This window comes from Acinetobacter sp. KH_038 (genome assembly GCF_057839405.1).
In genome coordinates this window covers 2,841,676-2,859,208 of the sequence record NZ_CM174489.1, presented here as the reverse complement: position 1 = coordinate 2,859,208, position 17,533 = coordinate 2,841,676, and the positions used below count along the sequence as shown (strand labels likewise).

Annotated in this window: 14 protein-coding genes and 5 tRNA genes; 11 read left to right on the top strand and 8 right to left on the bottom strand. The window is 47.2% G+C overall.

What is annotated here, in order from left to right; all coding sequences use genetic code 11:
* Nucleotides 1-4: 4 nt before the first annotated feature.
* Nucleotides 5-1,717 carry a type IV-A pilus assembly ATPase PilB gene (pilB, locus tag AC3IT7_RS13610; RefSeq protein WP_489248809.1) on the bottom strand — a complete coding sequence of 571 codons (1,713 nt, stop codon included), beginning with the start codon at nucleotides 1,715-1,717 and terminating at the stop codon, nucleotides 5-7.
* A 276-nt stretch (nucleotides 1,718-1,993) separates the two neighbouring features.
* Here pilB and tpiA point away from each other — a divergent pair, with 276 nt between their 5' ends.
* The 11 genes from tpiA to AC3IT7_RS13555 all read left to right on the top strand — a co-directional run bounded on the left by tpiA (nucleotide 1,994) and on the right by AC3IT7_RS13555 (nucleotide 9,366).
* Nucleotides 1,994-2,785: a triose-phosphate isomerase gene (gene tpiA / locus AC3IT7_RS13605; RefSeq protein WP_489248808.1), complete on the top strand. Its 792-nt coding sequence runs from the start codon at nucleotides 1,994-1,996 to the stop codon at nucleotides 2,783-2,785.
* Between the two features lie 13 nt (nucleotides 2,786-2,798).
* Nucleotides 2,799-3,128 carry a preprotein translocase subunit SecG gene (gene secG / locus AC3IT7_RS13600; protein WP_222110695.1) on the top strand — a complete coding sequence of 110 codons (330 nt, stop codon included), beginning with the start codon at nucleotides 2,799-2,801 and terminating at the stop codon, nucleotides 3,126-3,128.
* 53 nt (nucleotides 3,129-3,181) lie between these two features.
* Nucleotides 3,182-3,266, top strand: a tRNA-Leu gene (locus AC3IT7_RS13595).
* A 54-nt stretch (nucleotides 3,267-3,320) separates the two neighbouring features.
* A tRNA-Met gene (locus AC3IT7_RS13590) sits at nucleotides 3,321-3,397 on the top strand.
* Nucleotides 3,398-3,477: 80 nt separating this feature from the next.
* Nucleotides 3,478-3,554 (top strand) — tRNA-Met (locus AC3IT7_RS13585).
* Nucleotides 3,555-3,622: 68 nt separating this feature from the next.
* Nucleotides 3,623-3,699, top strand: a tRNA-Met gene (locus AC3IT7_RS13580).
* Between the two features lie 197 nt (nucleotides 3,700-3,896).
* Nucleotides 3,897-3,973, top strand: a tRNA-Met gene (locus AC3IT7_RS13575).
* Between the two features lie 223 nt (nucleotides 3,974-4,196).
* On the top strand, nucleotides 4,197-4,721 hold the full coding sequence (gene rimP, locus AC3IT7_RS13570) for a ribosome maturation factor RimP (protein WP_489248807.1): 525 nt from the start codon (nucleotides 4,197-4,199) through the stop codon (nucleotides 4,719-4,721).
* A 34-nt stretch (nucleotides 4,722-4,755) separates the two neighbouring features.
* The gene (nusA, locus tag AC3IT7_RS13565; RefSeq protein WP_475654883.1) at nucleotides 4,756-6,240 is read left to right on the top strand and encodes a transcription termination factor NusA; all 1,485 of its coding nucleotides are present in this window, start codon (nucleotides 4,756-4,758) and stop codon (nucleotides 6,238-6,240) included.
* A gap of 10 nt (nucleotides 6,241-6,250) precedes the next feature.
* Nucleotides 6,251-8,962, top strand: coding sequence for a translation initiation factor IF-2 (gene infB / locus AC3IT7_RS13560; protein WP_489248806.1), 2,712 nt, complete (start codon nucleotides 6,251-6,253; stop codon nucleotides 8,960-8,962).
* Complete coding sequence (locus AC3IT7_RS13555) at nucleotides 8,962-9,366, top strand: ribosome-binding factor A (RefSeq protein ID WP_005094380.1); 405 nt, start codon at nucleotides 8,962-8,964, stop codon at nucleotides 9,364-9,366. The genes infB and AC3IT7_RS13555 overlap by 1 nt, the downstream gene beginning before the upstream one ends.
* A 100-nt stretch (nucleotides 9,367-9,466) precedes the next feature.
* On the opposite strand, the gene AC3IT7_RS13550 is transcribed toward AC3IT7_RS13555, so the two are convergent.
* From AC3IT7_RS13550 to AC3IT7_RS13520, 7 genes are all read right to left on the bottom strand, one after another.
* Complete coding sequence (locus tag AC3IT7_RS13550) at nucleotides 9,467-9,871, bottom strand: Na+/H+ antiporter subunit G (protein WP_489248805.1); 405 nt, start codon at nucleotides 9,869-9,871, stop codon at nucleotides 9,467-9,469.
* 10 nt (nucleotides 9,872-9,881) lie between these two features.
* Nucleotides 9,882-10,157 carry a monovalent cation/H+ antiporter subunit F gene (locus AC3IT7_RS13545; protein WP_475654301.1) on the bottom strand — a complete coding sequence of 92 codons (276 nt, stop codon included), beginning with the start codon at nucleotides 10,155-10,157 and terminating at the stop codon, nucleotides 9,882-9,884.
* Nucleotides 10,154-10,672: a Na+/H+ antiporter subunit E gene (locus tag AC3IT7_RS13540; RefSeq protein ID WP_489248804.1), complete on the bottom strand. Its 519-nt coding sequence runs from the start codon at nucleotides 10,670-10,672 to the stop codon at nucleotides 10,154-10,156. Before AC3IT7_RS13540 ends, AC3IT7_RS13545 begins: the two co-directional genes overlap by 4 nt.
* On the bottom strand, nucleotides 10,672-12,480 hold the full coding sequence (locus AC3IT7_RS13535; protein ID WP_489248803.1) for a monovalent cation/H+ antiporter subunit D: 1,809 nt from the start codon (nucleotides 12,478-12,480) through the stop codon (nucleotides 10,672-10,674). Before AC3IT7_RS13535 ends, AC3IT7_RS13540 begins: the two co-directional genes overlap by 1 nt.
* A complete protein-coding gene (locus AC3IT7_RS13530; protein WP_489248802.1) occupies nucleotides 12,480-12,845 on the bottom strand; it encodes a Na+/H+ antiporter subunit C in 366 nt (121 codons plus the stop codon). The genes AC3IT7_RS13535 and AC3IT7_RS13530 overlap by 1 nt, the downstream gene beginning before the upstream one ends.
* Before the next feature lie 4 nt (nucleotides 12,846-12,849).
* A complete protein-coding gene (locus AC3IT7_RS13525) occupies nucleotides 12,850-15,687 on the bottom strand; it encodes a monovalent cation/H+ antiporter subunit A (protein WP_489248801.1) in 2,838 nt (945 codons plus the stop codon).
* Nucleotides 15,688-16,133: 446 nt separating this feature from the next.
* On the bottom strand, nucleotides 16,134-17,519 hold the full coding sequence (locus AC3IT7_RS13520) for an ATP-binding protein (protein WP_489248800.1): 1,386 nt from the start codon (nucleotides 17,517-17,519) through the stop codon (nucleotides 16,134-16,136).
* Between the last annotated feature and the right edge of the window lie 14 nt (nucleotides 17,520-17,533).

Sequence of the window (17,533 nt, the reverse complement as noted above, 5' to 3'; positions counted from 1 at the left end):
TCGGTCATTCGCTGGTGACACGATTGACTTCCTGTAAAGAAGTCACCCCCTGCATCACCTTAATTAAACCTGACCGGCGTAAATTGTTAAAACCTGCACGTGCGGAAGCAGCGGCAATTTCAAGCGCATTGCCATCTTCCATAATAATTCTGGAAATTTCAGGCGTTACTTTCATCACTTCATAAACACCCACACGACCCTTATAGCCTTCGCGACACTCATTACAACCAACCGGCTCATAGATCTGGAAGTCTGGCTGCTGAAGATCAGCTTCGGTAAAACCCATTTCCAATAAACTCTGCTGTGGAATATCGGCAGGTTTTTTGCATTGTGGACATAAACGGCGTGCCAGTCGTTGAGCAATAACCAGATTCACTGATGTGGCAATATTAAAAGAAGGCACCCCCATATTGCGTAAACGGGTCAATGTCTCGGGCGCACTGTTAGTATGCAGCGTTGACATCACCATATGACCGGTCTGTGCGGCCTTAATGGCAATTTCTGCGGTTTCCAGATCCCGGATCTCACCGACCATTACGATATCCGGATCTTGACGCAAGAATGATTTCAGCGCGGCAGAGAAGGTCAGGCCGACTTTATTGTTGACGTTGACCTGGTTAATCCCTTGCAGGTTGATCTCGACCGGATCTTCCGCCGTTGAAATATTGGTATCTTCCCGATTCAGGATATTCAGGCCGGTATACAGTGAAACGGTTTTACCCGAACCGGTCGGACCGGTAATCAGCAGCATGCCTTGCGGTTTATCCAGAGCCTGCATAAACAGTTCTTTTTGTTCCGGCTCATAACCGAGTGCATCAATCCCCAGCATGGCGCTGGATGGATCCAGAATACGCAGTACCAGTTTTTCACCAAACAGGGTCGGCAATGAGTTGACACGGAAATCAATCGCCTTGTTTTTGGAGAGCTTCAGCTTGATACGACCATCCTGAGGAACACGTTTTTCAGAAATGTCCATTTGCGACATGACTTTTAAGCGTGAAGACAGTCGGTTTGCCAGTTGCAGCGGTGGTGTGGCAATTTGGCGCAGTACCCCATCGACCCGGTATCGCACCCGGTAGATTTTTTCATAGGGCTCAAAGTGCAGATCCGAAGCACCCATCCGAATTGCATCAATCAGTAATTTGTTGATATATTTGACAATCGGTGCTTCTTCTTCACCTTTGTCTTTTTCATCATCTTCCTTGTTTGGGTCAGATGAATCAAAATCTACATCCAGATCAAAATCGTCATCAAACTCAAAAGTACTTTCTTCAGTAAAATTCTGCTCGATCAGTTTTTCAAGTTTGTTGTGTTCAACAATAATGGTTTCAATATTGAGCTTGGTCGAAAAACGGACTGCATCAATCGCTTCGATATTGGTCGGATTACTGGTGGCAATATATAAAATGCTAGAATTCTTAAAAATCGGCAGGATACGATGCTTGGTAATCAGCTTTTCATCAATTACATCCCGCAAAATTTGTGCAGGATCATAGGCACTGATATCAAACAGCGGTTCGCCAAATTCCACAGAAATGGTCTCGGCAATCACTGTCGCGGAAATATGATGCTGATGAATCAGCTCAGCCACAATATCAATTTTTTCTTGTCTGGCATGGGCTAAAGCACTGCGCATATCTTCAGCCGATATGATACTTTCCTCGACGAGACGACGAATAAATCCGGTAAATCTTGGCGACCCCTGTAATGCTGTCATGCTCAAATGCCTATAAATCAAATTTTTTTAATTGCTATATTAAAATTATACGTTTGTTGCGTAAAAATACCATAGCCGAGAGTGCTGCAATCTTCTTAATATCCAGTAAAACTTTGAACTGGTTAGAAGAAGTCCCCATTTTTTTAAGTGATAACAAAAAATAACCATTTTGAATAGTCTAAACCTAGAAGGAGTGATAAGAAAACTATTCTTTAAATTTTGCAATTCCGTGTAGAATGTGCCCAATTCAAAATATGTAAATGAAATAGGTTAATTATGTCGGTTTCGACGATTACCCCTTGGGTAATAGGTAACTGGAAAATGAATCCGGTGCAGGCAGATGCATTAACATTAGTGCGCGATATGAAACATTTACTGGACATTGCGCCGATTGCCGAAGATAAATGCCATATTGGTTTGGCTCCGATTGCCATTGCCTTGAACCAGATTCAGGCGGAACTGTCATCTGCATCTCGTTCTGTTTACACCGTAGCGCAAGATGTTTCACGTATTGCAGGAACGGGTGCCTATACCGGTGAAGTCAGCGCTGAATTATTACAAGACAGCCAGATCGGTTATGTACTGGTGGGTCATTCTGAGCGCCGTGAAATTTTTGCGGAAAGTGCTGAGGTTTTGAATGCGAAAATCAAAAATGCATTAAATGCTGGGTTAACGGTGATTTACTGTGTTGGTGAAAGTCTGGAACAACGTGAAGCTGGTCAGGCGGACGCGGTGGTGCTGCAACAAATTTGTGATATTGCTGCTGTGGTTGAAGCAGAACAATGGAAAAATATCGTGATTGCTTATGAGCCAATCTGGGCGATTGGAACCGGTAAAACCGCTTCTCCTGAAGATGCGCAGGCGATGCATGCCCAAATCCGTCAAGGTTTGAGCCAGATCACAGGCTATGCTGCGACGATGGCGATTTTATATGGTGGTAGTGTCAAGCCAGAAAATGCAGTAGAGTTAGCAGCCTGCCCGGATATCAATGGGGCACTGGTCGGTGGTGCATCGCTCAATGCTGAGTCGTTCCATAACATTGCTCACGCATTTGCAAATACACAATAATTAGGAGTTCAGCATGCAAACTTTTGTGCTGGTAGTACATATTATCTTAGCTGTTTTGATGATTGTCTTGATTTTGGTTCAGCACGGTAAAGGTGCAGATGCTGGTGCCTCTTTCGGTGGCGGTGGTGCGGCGACGGTATTCGGGGCATCGGGTTCAGGCAATTTCATGACCCGTTTGACTGCCATTTTAACGGCGCTATTTTTTATAACCAGTCTGACTTTGGCTGTTTTGGCCAAAAAAGAAAGCACAAATGCCTACAGTTTGGGTGCGGTTCAATCTGCGCCGGCCACGCCTGTGCAATCGAATGAAACTTCACCAACTGCACCAGAAACGACCGAATAGTTTTAATTAGTCCTTTCTTTTTTGCAGTGATGCGACTAGAATGCGACACAGCTGCGGTGGTGGTGGAATTGGTAGACACGCTACCTTGAGGTGGTAGTGCTTTCGGGCGTGGGGGTTCAAGTCCCCCCTTCCGCACCAACTTATAATCCAGAAATTTAAGTTGGTGTATGCAGCTGAAAAAACTTCTGTTGATGCGGGATGGAGCAGTCTGGTAGCTCGTCGGGCTCATAACCCGAAGGTCGTTGGTTCAAATCCAGCTCCCGCTACCAATCAATCCTTTTAAAAGACGCAAACTTTCAAGAGGCAGCTTAAACAGGTTTTAAGTTGAGAAATTTAATTTGCATGTTGTTGCGGGATGGAGCAGTCTGGTAGCTCGTCGGGCTCATAACCCGAAGGTCGTTGGTTCAAATCCAGCTCCCGCTACCAATCTTTTAAAGATGCAAACTTTAAAAGCAGTTTAAGTATTTTAAACTGAAATGTTATTTGTACGCTGATGCGGGATGGAGCAGTCTGGTAGCTCGTCGGGCTCATAACCCGAAGGTCGTTGGTTCAAATCCAGCTCCCGCTACCATTTTAAATGGTTTGGTAAGCGTTATTTATAGATCTAGTTGATGGCCTGTCGGGCTCAACCCTCTATAAACTGGCGAAGGTTGTTGGTTTACATCCGGCTCCCACTACCAATTTTTCAGTGACAGATGACAAATATGCAGAATGATGTGGTTTTGATTGAAAAGCTCTCATCTTTTGTATATAATTTTTGCACGTTGATGCGGGATGGAGCAGTCTGGTAGCTCGTCGGGCTCATAACCCGAAGGTCGTTGGTTCAAATCCAGCTCCCGCTACCAAGTTTCTAAAAAGAGGCTCACAACAAGGTGGGCCTTTTTGCACAGTGGGATTTGAAAAAAAATCGCTATTGTGCTTAATTGGGGCGATTTACGCCCTTTTTTATTGGCTATCGTGTAGTGTCGACATTATTTGGTCAAATCTCCATGTTTCACTACTACTATAGTTTGTATTGGTTTGTAGTGGTCAAATAGATCATAAAATCGCACCAGATGACGAGAGTAAATGAAGCTATCAAATAAAACTCAAGCACTTCAGGACTTGATTGCACCAGCAGTTGAAGCCTGTAATGTAAACCTTTGGGGGATTGAGTTCCTGCCACAGGGCAAACGTTCGTTATTACGTATCTACATCGACAAACCGGTCGATGCAAACGCTGAGCCGGCAGTAAATGAAGACGGTGAAGAGGAACAGGGGCGTGGTATTGGTGTTCAGGATTGTGTGCGTGTTACGCAGCAAGTCGGCGCCATGCTGGATGTTCATGATCCGATCGCGGGTGAATATTCACTTGAAGTGTCTTCTCCAGGCTGGGATCGTCCATTCTTCCAGCTCGAACAGATGTCAGGCTATATTGGTCATACCGTAGCATTACGTCTGATCAGTGCGGTAGATAACCGTCGTAAATTCCAGGCCAAACTGGTTGCAGTCGACCTAGACAATGAAATGATTCAAGTTGAAGTAGAAAAGCAACAGGTATTGGAGATCGACAGTCACAATATCGATAAAGCAAATTTGGTCTTCCAAGATTAATTGAATAAATAAAAATTTAACGAATAGGTGACGTATGGCACGTGAAATTCTGACCGTCGTTGAAACGGTTAGTAACGAAAAGGGTGTACCTCGTGAAGCAATTTTCGAAGCGCTTGAGCAAGCTTTAGTTGCTGCGACGAAGAAAAAATTCTACGAAGGAACTCACTCTGAAGAAGCACGTTTACGTGTGGAAATCGATCGCAAGACAGGTGATTACCGTACTTTCCGTCAATGGGAAGTGGTAGCAGACGAAGATCATGAAATGCCAGCGTGTCAGGACGCGATTTCGGATCTTGATCCTGCACAATGGTCAATTGGTGATATTCGTGAACTCGAAGTGGAATCGATTGATTTCGGTCGTATTGCAGCACAGATTGCCAAGCAAGTGATTGTACAGAAGATCCGTGAAGCAGAACGCGCACTAGTGGCCGATGCTTACGAATCTAAAGTCGGCGAGCTGATCTATGGTGAAGTGAAAAAACAAACCAAAGACGGCTTTATCATTGACCTGGGTGACAATGCTGAAGCGTATCTTGCACGTGAAGAAATGATTCCGAAAGAAATCCTTCGTCCGAAGCAACGTATGAATGCGATTCTGTTCAATGTCAATCGTGAAGGTCGTGGTGCGCAACTCCAGTTGTCACGTGCCAAGCCGGATATGCTGATTGCATTGATGAAGAAAGAGATCCCAGAGATTTCAGAAGAAATCATTGAAATTAAAGCAGCGGCCCGTCAACCGGGTGTGCGTGCTAAAATTGCAGTGAAAACAAATGATCACCGTATTGATCCGGTTGGTGCATGTATTGGTATGCGTGGTACACGTATCCAGGCTGTTCAACAAGAATTGAACGGTGAGCGTATTGATGTCGTGGTATGGTCTGACGATCCTGCCCAGTACATCGCAAGCGCACTGGAACCAGCAGATGTATCGAGTATTGTCATCGATGAAGATGCCCGTACTGCAGATATCATTTTCGCAACGAGTGATCAATTGGCTCGTGCGATTGGTTCGCAAGGCCAGAACGTTCGCCTGGCATCGGAATTGACTGGCTACAAGCTGGACATGATGCTGGAAGAGGAATACTACGCCCGTCAACAAAACGAAGCGCAACAATATCTGGACATGTTTGTGACACGTCTGGATATCGCGGAAGATTTGGCGATGGCACTGGTAGAAATGGGCTTCACCTCGCTTGAAGAAATTGCTTATGTCCCTGCAGAAACGTTTGATGAAATCGAACTTGATGCTGAACTGGTTGAATTATTGCAAAGCCGTGCGAAAGAAATTGCACTTGCTGATGCATTACAACAGCAAGAGAATATACAAGCGCCAAGTGAAGAACTTGTTGCAATGGAAGGCATGACAGCAGAGATCGCGCAAGCTCTAGCAGCTCGTGGTGTGGTAACAGTTGACGATTTGGCAGATCAGGCGACCGACGATATCGAAGATATTGAAGGTTTGGGTGCTGAGAAAGCTGGTCAACTCATTATGAAAGCGCGCGAATCATGGTTTAACTAGGAGGTAGTATATGACGGACAAGTCGATTAAAGAGTTAGCCCTCAGCGTGGGTCGTCCAGTTGAGAAGCTCCTAGAGCAGGTTCGTGAGGCAGGTTTACCACAGCGTAAAGCTGACGATATTATTACCACCGAACAACAAGATAGCTTGATGAGCCATGTGAAAAAATCACAAGGTTCAGAAAGCCAAGCAGGGCAAATCACGTTGAAACGTAAAACAACCAGTACCGCAAAAGTTGCGAGTACTTCAGGTAAGGCGAAAACGATTAATGTAGAAGTTCGCAAGAAGCATACATTTGTTAAGCCTGATCCAGAACAGATCAAAGCAGAAGCATTGGCGAAAGCCAAGGCTGAACAACAGGCCAAAGCTGCGCCTGAGCAGAATACAGCGCAAGCTGCTTCTTCTGCTGAAGCTCCAAAAACTGGCGTCAATAACGCGAGTAAAGCTTTAGAAGCCATGCGTGCTGCTGCAAAACAAACCAGCGACAAGCAAGAAGTTTCTAAAGCGGCAGTTGTGGTAAAACGCAAATCAACCAACAAGCCGATTGTAAAACAGGTGGTTAAACCAACTGAAACGGCTGAACAGAAAAAAGCACGTGAAGCTCAGGCAGCGCAATTAAAAGCGACTGAAGAAGCAGCACGTCGTAAAGCGGCTGAAGAAGCGCAGCAACGTACGCTTGAACAAATGCGTCAAATGGCGTCTAAGTACACCGCTGAAGATACCACTGCGACAATTCGTGTAGTTGATGATTCTCCGCTTGCTGCGGGTCTGGTTGGTCAGGCATATGAAGATTCATTTGCGAAAGAAGACCGCGAAATCAAACGTGGTACCAATACACCAGCTGCACGTGCGCCGAAAAAAGGTGGACGTCGTGGCCAGGAAGAGCAAAGCTTCAGCAAACAGCCAAAACGTGGTTTGAAAACAAGTTCTTCAAACAAACATGGCTTCGAAAAACCGGTGAAGAAACAGGTTTACGATGTTGAAATTGGTGAAACCATTGTTGTAGCTGACCTGGCTGCGAAAATGGCGATCAAGGTTCGCGAAGTTATTAAATCACTGATGAAAATGGGTGAGCTGGTCACACAGAACCAGGCCATTGATCAGGAAATTGCAGCGTTAATCGTAGAAGAAATGGGTCATAACCCGGTATTGGTTTCTGATACGCAAGCTGAAGATAACTTGCTTGAAGCGGCTGAAGAAGCACGTGGTGCACAAACCACGCGTGCGCCGGTGGTAACTATCATGGGTCACGTTGACCATGGTAAAACATCGTTACTTGACCGTATTCGCCGTGCCAAAGTGGCGCAAGGTGAAGCAGGTGGTATTACCCAGCATATCGGTGCTTACCATGTAACTACTGATAAAGGCATTATTACTTTCCTTGATACTCCGGGACACGCAGCATTTACTGCAATGCGTTCACGTGGTGCCAAAGCGACAGATATCGTGGTACTGGTTGTTGCAGCAGATGATGGTGTTATGCCACAAACTGCAGAAGCAATTGACCATGCACGTGCTGCAGGTACGCCAATCATTGTTGCAATCAACAAGATGGACAAAGAATCTGCTGATCCAGATCGCGTCTTGAATGAACTGACTGTAAAAGAAATCGTACCTGAGCAATGGGGCGGTGACGTTCCAGTGGCAATGGTTTCTGCACACACTGGTCAAGGCATCGATGAACTTCTTGACATCATTTCGATTCAAGCTGAACTTCTAGAGCTTAAAGCATCTGAAGAAGGTGCTGCACAAGGTGTGGTGATTGAAGCACGTGTAGACAACAGCCGTGGTGCGGTAACGTCTATCCTGGTTCAAAACGGTACCTTGAAAGTGGGTGACCTGGTGCTTGCCGGTTCATCTTATGGCCGTGTTCGTGCCATGACGGATGAAAATGGTCAGCGTATCAAATCTGCCGGTCCTTCGATTCCAGTGGAAATTCTGGGTCTTCCAGAAGCGCCAATGGCGGGTGACGAAGTGCTTGTTGTCAGCGATGAGAAAAAAGCACGTGAAGTTGCCGATGCACGTATGGATCGTGAACGTCAAAAACGTCTTGAGCGTCAATCTGCAATGCGTCTTGAAAACATCATGGCGTCTATGGGCAAGAAAGATGTGCCTATCGTGAACGTGGTTCTGAAAACTGACGTACGCGGTACATTGGAAGCATTACATGTTGCGCTTGCTGAACTTGCAACTGACGAAGTGAAAGTACGTATTATTGGTTCGGGCGTAGGTGCAATCACCGAGTCTGACGTAACACTGGCTGAATCTTCAGAAGCAGTTCTACTTGGCTTTAACGTTCGTGCGGACAACTCTGCGCGTCAAAAAGCCGATGCAGACAGTATCGATATCCGTTACTACTCAATCATCTATCAATTGATTGATGATGTGAAAGCAGCAATGAGCGGTAAGCTGGCGCCTGAACATCGTGAAACGATTCTGGGTGTTGCACAAGTACGTGAAGTATTCCATTCAAGCAAATTCGGTGCGGCTGCAGGCTGTATGGTACTTGAAGGCGTATTGCATCGTAACAAACCGATTCGCGTATTACGTGATGACGTGGTTGTGTTCCAGGGCGAGCTTGAATCTCTTCGTCGCTACAAAGAAGTGGTTGAAGAAGTTCGTGCCGGCATGGAATGTGGTCTTGCGGTGAAAGGTTATAAAGACATCAAGGCACTGGATAAGATCGAAGTGTACGATGTTCAACTGATTAAACGGAGTCTTTAATGGCGGGTAGTCAACGTCTGAAGCGTATGGCGGATACAGTACAACGCGAGTTGTCAGAACTGATCCGTCAGGAGCTGAAAGATCCACGCTTAGGTGGTCTGGTGACCATCTCTGCCGTGAAGGTGAGCCCAGACTTGGGATATGCGGAAGTTTATGTGACTGTTATGGGACGTGAACTGGGCGATGAACAAAGTGAAGCGGCGAATAAAGAAACCTTAGAGGTGTTGAACAAAGCCTCCGGTTTCCTGCGTCACGAACTGAGCCGTCGTATCAAAACCCGTATTACACCTCGTCTACGTTTCCATTACGACAAGACCAATGCATATGGTAACTATATGTTCGGTCTGATTGCTGAAGCTGTGAAGGACTTACCTGAAGCTGAAGCAAAAAAAGATGATGAATAAGTCTTAGGACATTAAAAAAGCCACCTTCGGGTGGCTTTTTTATCTCTGTATGTTATGAAAATTGAACTATTAGAACGGATGGCTCTCAAAACCGTCTAAATCAAGTCAGATCATCATCTTTATGGTTCATTTTTTTCTCATAAAAAGCACGGCGGCGTGAACGTTGCCAAGGCAGCGGACGCTCCAGGGTTTCCGGAACCTCACCACTTAAAGAACGTAAACGCAAATGTAATGCTGCCTGTGCCATCAGATTGGCCGATACCGGTGCGGTAATAAAGGCAAACAGGGTAATCAGCACTTCAGCAAAGCCGAAACGGCCGTACATGGCGGAAAAGATAATTGCGGCAATCAGGAAGCTGCCCAGACCCAAGGTACTGGATTTGGTGGGTGCATGCAGTCGCATAAACAGATCGGGCAGGCGTACCATGCCAATCCCGCCGACCAGCATAAAGAAAGAACCAATTAATAAAAAAATCGAAACTAGTATTTCTAAAATTAAAGGCATTTAAAAACTCCTAGTCGATGACATGGCCAGTGGTGAAATAACGTGCCAAGGCCGCGGTAGAGACAAAGCCCAGCATGGCCACCAGTAAGGCCCCTTCAAACAGAAAGGTGCTGCTCCAGTAAATTCCCAGAATTACAATCAGACAGGTGGCATTCAGGAACAGGGTGTCTAGTGCCAGAAGCCGGTCGACGATAGACGGGCCGGTAATCAGCCGGACCAGGCAGAGTAACATTGAGACAGTGACAGCACCCAGGCAAATCATTAATGCATAAGGCAGAATGGTCATGCTTTTTCTCCTGGCTGTGCGCTAAAAATTTCAATCAGCGGCTGTTCATAACGCTGTTTGATAATCTCGATTTCGGCCGCTTCGTCATCAGTGCTTAAGGCATGCACCAGAATATCACCGCGATCCTGATCAATCCCGGCCGAGACGGTGCCCGGCGTGGTGGTAATGATCATCGCCAGTAAGGTATTGACCTCCTCATGTTCGGTGTCTAAAGGCACACGGAACCATTTTGGATGCAGGTTTTTGGTTGGCCCCAAGACCAGTTTGGCGACTTTAAGATTGGCCACAATAATGTCCCAGACCACGACAAAGAACAGGCGAAGTGCAGGGCCCCACTGGATATTCGGGGTGTAGTCAATAAAAGGTGCGACCATTTTTGGAATGATAATTGCCAGAACCAGCGCCACAAGCAGTGTGCCAGCTTCCAGGTTATGTGCCAGTAAAACCCAGCTTAGCCCCACGATGACAGAAACCAGTGGATGCGGGAACCAACGTTGCAGGAATGCTTCAGCCATTAAGGTCCCTCCGCCGGTTTAAGTTGATTATCATCATATTTGGTTTGTTCAATATACTGCTGGTCAATCTGACGCTGCTTGAATTCAGAAATATTGTCACCTTCCAGGGTGGCTTCTGAAATGACATAAGGAATCAGATGTGCGTTCGGATCTACTGTTTCACCACCATATTTGGTTTCTGGCAAGTAGCCCGGCTCAAAAGGCTGCACACTAATAAACTGACCTTCTGCATCACGTTTTAGCAAGGCAGCTTCATAGACCGGATTGTTTTTGATCTGTGCTGCAGTCTGATAATTATACTGATAGATCGGACTGGCAAATACCACGTAGGCGGTCAAGCCAGCGAGCAGCAAATAGATGGTACGGTCATTACGTGGCGGTGCCTTGCTTGGTAAGGCTTCATATTTGTGGAAATCTTCAGAATCCAGATCATCTTCGGGTTTGGTTGAGCGCCAGAACAGCATGAAACCGACCCGGGTAAAGGCCAGAATACTGAGCAGGCTGACCAGCAGAATGGTCAGAATAATGATCATTTGATAGTCTGAACCGGCAGAAGCCTGCAAAATAAAGACTTTACCGAAGAAACCGCTAAACGGTGGCAGACCGGCCATCATCAAGGCAATGATGAAATAGACAATCGACACCAGTTTATTCTGTTTCATCATCGGGGCGATTTTAAAATGATCTTTAAACTCGCCGCGCTGTGAAGTAATCCAGCCCGACAGGATATAAAATGCTGCGGCATTCAGGGTACTGTGCACCATATAATACAGTGCACCAGCCCAGGCTGCAGTCGTATTCATACCAATGGCCACCAGAATGGTACCGACTGAAGATAGCACCATGAAACCGACAAAACGACGCAGACGCTCTGTGCCAATGGCGCAAATCACACCATATACTGAGGTAACCAGACCAATCACCAGCAGACAGTTCATCAGGATCTGATGGCTGTACTCGTCGTCAAATACCGTCCCGTTGATCCGCAAAATCGCATAAATACCGACTTTGGTCATGATGGTGAACAGTGCTGCAACCGGCGTGGTGGCGACGGCATAGGTTTTAGGTAACCAGAAGCCCACAGGCAGCATTGCCGCTTTAATTCCGAAAACCACAAACAGCATGAGCCCACCGGCAACAGCCAGTTTATGCTGATCATCGGCAAGAGTAGGCATCAAGCGCGCCACATCGGCCATGTTCAGACTGCCGACACTGCCATAAATCATCCCGAGTCCGATCAGGAACAGCGCAGATGCCAGCAGGTTGATGGTGACGTAATGAATCCCTAGCTGAAAACGGGCCTTGCCTTGTCCATGCAGTAGCAGCACATAAGATGCCATGAGCAGAATTTCAAAGAACACGAACAGGTTGAACAAGTCACCAGTCAGAAAGGCGCCAGTCAGACCCATCAGCAGGAAATGCAGCATGGCATGGAAATACCGGCCACGCATGTCCCAGTCGCGGCTGGCATACCAGATCACAGGCAAGGCCAGAGCATAGGTCAATACCAGCATCATGGCGGAGAGTTGGTCCAGCACCAGCACGATGCCAAAAGGTGCGGCCCATTCACCCAGCGTATAAACACTGACCTGTCCCTGACTGCTGTCAATCAAATAGCTGACAGCAATGATCAGGCCCAAGATGCCGGAGATTTGACTGATACCACGACGCCAGGGCTGGCGCCAGTCCGTGACCAGAGAGCCAGAACCCGGATTGCCTAAAAGTACCAGGGTAAAAGCGGTGATGGCGGGTAAAAGAATACTGAAAATCGGGCTATGTTGCGTCCAGAAGTGAAGAAGATCAGTCATCAAGGCTCATCCTCACGTGGGTCAATCTGTGGTGTTTCTTCTTTTGAATCAACGTGGTCATTTCCTGATTCATAACGGCTACGCAGGGCCAGCTGAACAATAAAGGCAGTGGTGGCAAAGCCAATCACGATGGCTGTCAGCACCAGCGCCTGAGGAAGTGGATCGGTTACCTGAGAGGCTTCAGTCAGAACCGCAGGCGAATTCATCTGAATCCGGCCCATGGCAAATAAAAACAGGTTGACTGCATAGCCGATCATGGCCAGACCCAGTACCACCGGGAAGGTACGCGCCCGCAAGATCAGATAGATCCCGGTGGCGCTGAGCAGACCAATGGCAGAGGCTAATAAAAATTCTAAACTCATCATTCTATTATCCTCTTGGTACTGGGCCGGTCATACTGGAGTGACGTGAATCACCCAGAACAGAAATCATCAGCATGGTCGCACCGACCACGGTGACATACACACCGACATCAAACAGCGCAGCCGAAGCCAGATGCATTTCTCCAATCAGGGGAGGCGAAACATGAATATGGGCACTGGTCAGGAATGGACGTGACCAGAACCAGGCTGCAACCCCGGTCAAACCGGCAATACTTAAACCCACACCAATCCAGATTTCGTAAAGACGTCCGGATTTGGCACCCAGCAACTGTTCGGTTTTGTCCTGTCCTACTGCAATATATTGAATAATGAGTGCCAGTGAGGTGACTAGCCCGGCAATGAATCCACCACCTGGCAGGTTATGGCCACGCATAAAGATATACAGGCTGATCACCAGGGCGACCGGCAAAATCCATGAGGCCGTAATACGCAACATCAGGGGGGATGGATTAAACCGGTAGGTCAGACCCTGGGTCATGGTGGTGCCATGGGCACGCATCCCGTCCATCAGGCTCAGGACACCAATTGCAGCAATACCAAGTACGGTAATTTCACCGAAGGTATCGAAACCACGGAAGTCGACCAGAATCACATTGACCACATTGGTGCCGCCGCCCAGTGGAATCGACTGTTGCAGGAAGAACCATGAAATGGAATTATGATCACGGGTCATGATCAGCCAGGCAATGGCCGCGATTCCGAGACCGCCGCCCAGTGCAATAATGGCATCACGCCAGCGTCGGGTGGGGCTGGACTCATATGGAGTTAACTGCGGCAGCAAAGATAAACTCATCAGGAGCAGAACCGTGGTCACCACATCGACGGTAATCTGGGTCAGTGCCAGATCGGGGGCCGAGAAGCCAATAAAGACCATGGTCACTACCAGGCCAACTGCGCCACTGATCAGAACCGCTTTAATCCGCTCATGATGGAACCACAGCAGCATCCAGCAGGCAGAGAAAAGCAACATCCATAACACAATGGCCAGGGCAGGGGCATGGGTCAGCTCACGCGTACCGCTACCTACGCCATTGGCCAGCAATGGAAAACCTACCAGTCCGATGGTAAAGATCACAATCCACAACAAATAACTTTGCAATTGACCATTTTCAGTGGCACGGCGGAAGCGGCGTGAATTCAGCAGCAGATTTTTCAGGAACAGGTCAAACAGGATCCGGCCCTGCAAGCGGCCCAGTTTTGGATCCAGATCAATTTCACGTAATGTGCCACCTTTGGCTAGAGAGAAATAAAAGATGGCGCCGCCCACTAAAGCAATCACACTCATCAACAACGGCAGGTTGACCCCATGCCACAGCGCCAGATGCGTACCTTCAAAGGCAAAATTTTGTGTGGTCGCCCGGGTGGTGCTATTGACAATTTTTTCCACCAGGAGTGCTGGCAATAGACCGACTAAAATACATAAGAATGCGAGTAGCGTCGCCGGTGCACGCATGCCAAATGGTGGCTCATGTGCATCTTTATTCGGCACCTGTTTGCCCAATGGTCCGTCGAAAAATACCCCATGTACCAGACGGATTGAGTAGGCCACAGCAAAAATCCCGGCCAATGTCGCGACAATTGCTGAACCGACCATCACCGGTCCACTCAAGTTGGCAACCAGTTCGGTAAAGAACATTTCCTTGGACAGGAAACCATTGGTCAGTGGAACACCCGCCATCGAGGCCGCAGTGATCATGGTCAATGTTGCGGTAAATGGCAGCAGTTGCCAAAGACCTGACAGCTTACGCAAGTCACGGGTACCAGATTCATGATCGATGATTCCGGCAATCATAAACAGTGCCGCTTTAAAGGTGGCATGGTTAATAATATGGAAAATTGCCGCTGCAACAGCCAGTGGCGACCCGATCCCCAATAGACACATGATCAGGCCCAGATGGCTGATGGTCGAATAGGCCAACAGGCCTTTCAGGTCTTCTTTAAAGATGGCAAAGAACGCTGCCATACATAGGGTAAACAGACCGACAAAGGTCACAATATTATGAAACAGTGCCGCGCCAGCAAAAATCGGCAGCAAACGGGCGACCAGAAACAGGCCGGCCTTGACCATGGTGGCCGAGTGTAAATAGGCAGAAACCGGTGTCGGTGCAGCCATGGCATTCGGTAACCAGAAATGGAAAGGGAACTGCGCACTTTTGGTAAAGGCACCGATTAAAATCAGCAACAAGGTCGGCACAAATAAATGATGGGACTGAATCTGTTCAGTCATCATCAGGATTTGATCGATCTGATAAGTGCCGGTGATTTGCCCGAGTAAAATAAAGCCACCCAGCATGGCGAGACCGCCCATACCGGTAATGGTCAGGGCCATACGCGAACCGCGTTGTGCGGCTTCGTAATTGCTCCAATACCCCACCAGCAAGAAGGATGAAATACTGGTGAGTTCCCAGAAAACCAGCAGGATCAGCAAGTTATTTGATAGTGAAATTCCGAGCATGGCTGCCATAAACAGCATCAGCAGGAAATAAAGTTTACTGAGTGAATTTTTTGGATTGAGATAATAATAGGCATAAATATAGATCAGGGTGCCGATCCCACTGATCAGCAAGGCAAACAACAGTCCCAGCGAATCCAGGCGGAAACTGAAATCGATCCCGAGCTGGGGCAGCCAGGACCAGGTCTGAATGATCACCGCACCATCAAAGATGGCGGGCGCCTGACTCAATAATAATAAGAAACTGCTGAGGCTGACACCAATTGCCCCTAAAGCCGTTACCCCGCGCGAAAATTGTTTCAGCCACGAGACAAGGGTTGTGCCTAATACTAACGGTAACAATATAATAATCGGCAGCACACTCGTATCCATTGTCGTGATTTAGGTTGTGACCAACCTAGGGTGAATCTTTATCTTTCAAGGACTACAGGACCACAAGGAGCGACCCAAACTTCTCAATCTTGAAAGCCAAAAGAATATTCTAGAAAGAATATAAAACAGTTGTATTGCGCAACTTATAAACGATAGCAAATTCCGATTTTACAATGAAATTCGCGAATAAAACCGATCATATTACAGGATAACAACAACATCAACGTTTTTATGTAGAACTTATAAATTATACCCGCGCTTGATTTTGGCGTGCAGGAAATGCTTCAACAGATCATGCAGAAGTGACCGAAAATTAAGATTAAATTTTCTGTATTGATTGTAAATATGACTCAATACGTTCATTAATCAGCAAAAGACAGCCCGGAAATGCGCTAGATCATGCCCATTGAGTAGGGAAATACTCGCTGTTCGTTTTGCAAGACTGTTTACAGCGATTGAGGCAGTGTCGGGTGATGATCCTGAGTCAGTAAAGCTAGCAGTTCCTGCTGCTGTTCGGGACTTAGCTGCTGCTGAATCAGCTGCAATAGGGTCTGTGGGGTAGCGAGTTCAATACTGGCCTCGACTAAAGCTTCTTCGGCAGGGATTGTTTCTTGCTGAGCTTGCAGATCCAGTTCGGCATAAATCTGGTCAAACTGGGTTTTCATGTTTTCAAAGTCAATCGGATGCAACTGTCTATTTTCCAGTTTCAGACATTGAAAAGCTTGTGCCTGTTCCAGTAACTCGGGCCGGTTACCGGTGGCAATAATTTGCAGGCGTGGAAATACCCGATGCAAGCGCGGCAAAATCTCTGCTGCCAGATCCTGATCCAGCTGATGATCAATCGCATCAATCAGCAATACCCCTGTACCTTCCTGACACGGAAATAAACTGTTCGGGTTGAGCAGACAAAGACGCCGTACAATATCGCCCACCAGCGCAATCCAGTTGCGAATGCTGTTGGGAAGCTGCTGAAAGCTGAAGTTCTTGTCCTGATAGGTCACCATCAGTTGCAGCTTGGGCTGGTATTTTAAATAGATCTGGCTGACGTCAGGTAGCACCTGTGACAGGGTGTTTTTTAAGGCAGTTAAATAGGGTGCATGCAGGTGTGCTTGCGCTTTTTCGATCTGCCGGGCCAGCTCATCTCCCCGAGCATTTTCCGGTTGCTGCAAGGCACGCGTTAGAATCTGATCCATGATTCTGGCACTTTGTGCATTTTCAATATCACTGATCTCACGAAACCATTCAAAAAAACGGCTAAAGGTCATAAAGGGAATCGCGGCAATGTCGTAAGCATGTGCAGACTGCAAAATGGCAGGATTGTTTTTGCTGATCAGGCTGACTTCATTGACAAAGCGGTCGGCAGGATAATAGGCAAGCAGTGGCAGGCCGAGTAGGGGATCGTTTAACCGCGCTTTATGATAAAGACCAAGCATGCTGTCCAGTTGCGCAGTTTCTGCTTTGCTAAAGCCGAGTCCCTGACTATTCAGGGTTTTATAAATTTGCCAAGAACAGGTCTGTGCTTGGGCGGAATCAGCCTGACTGGATTTTGTATCAGTCCAGAAATCTTCAGGAAAACCGACCTGAATATCAATCTTGGATTGCAGCCGGTTTTGCATGATGTCCTGATCTTGCATCACCAGACCTGCAGCCCGGCTATCACGATAACGCGCTGCAAACCAGGTCAGTGCCTGATAGGCAAAGCGTAATAGTGTGGTTTTGCCAGTGCCCTGATTGCCGAGAATCAGGGTGACCGGGGATTGTGCATAATTAAGCTGAAGCTGAATGTCGGAAAAATGCAGGCTATGTTTGAGTTGAAGCGCTTCGATGTGCATAGGTCACCTGTACC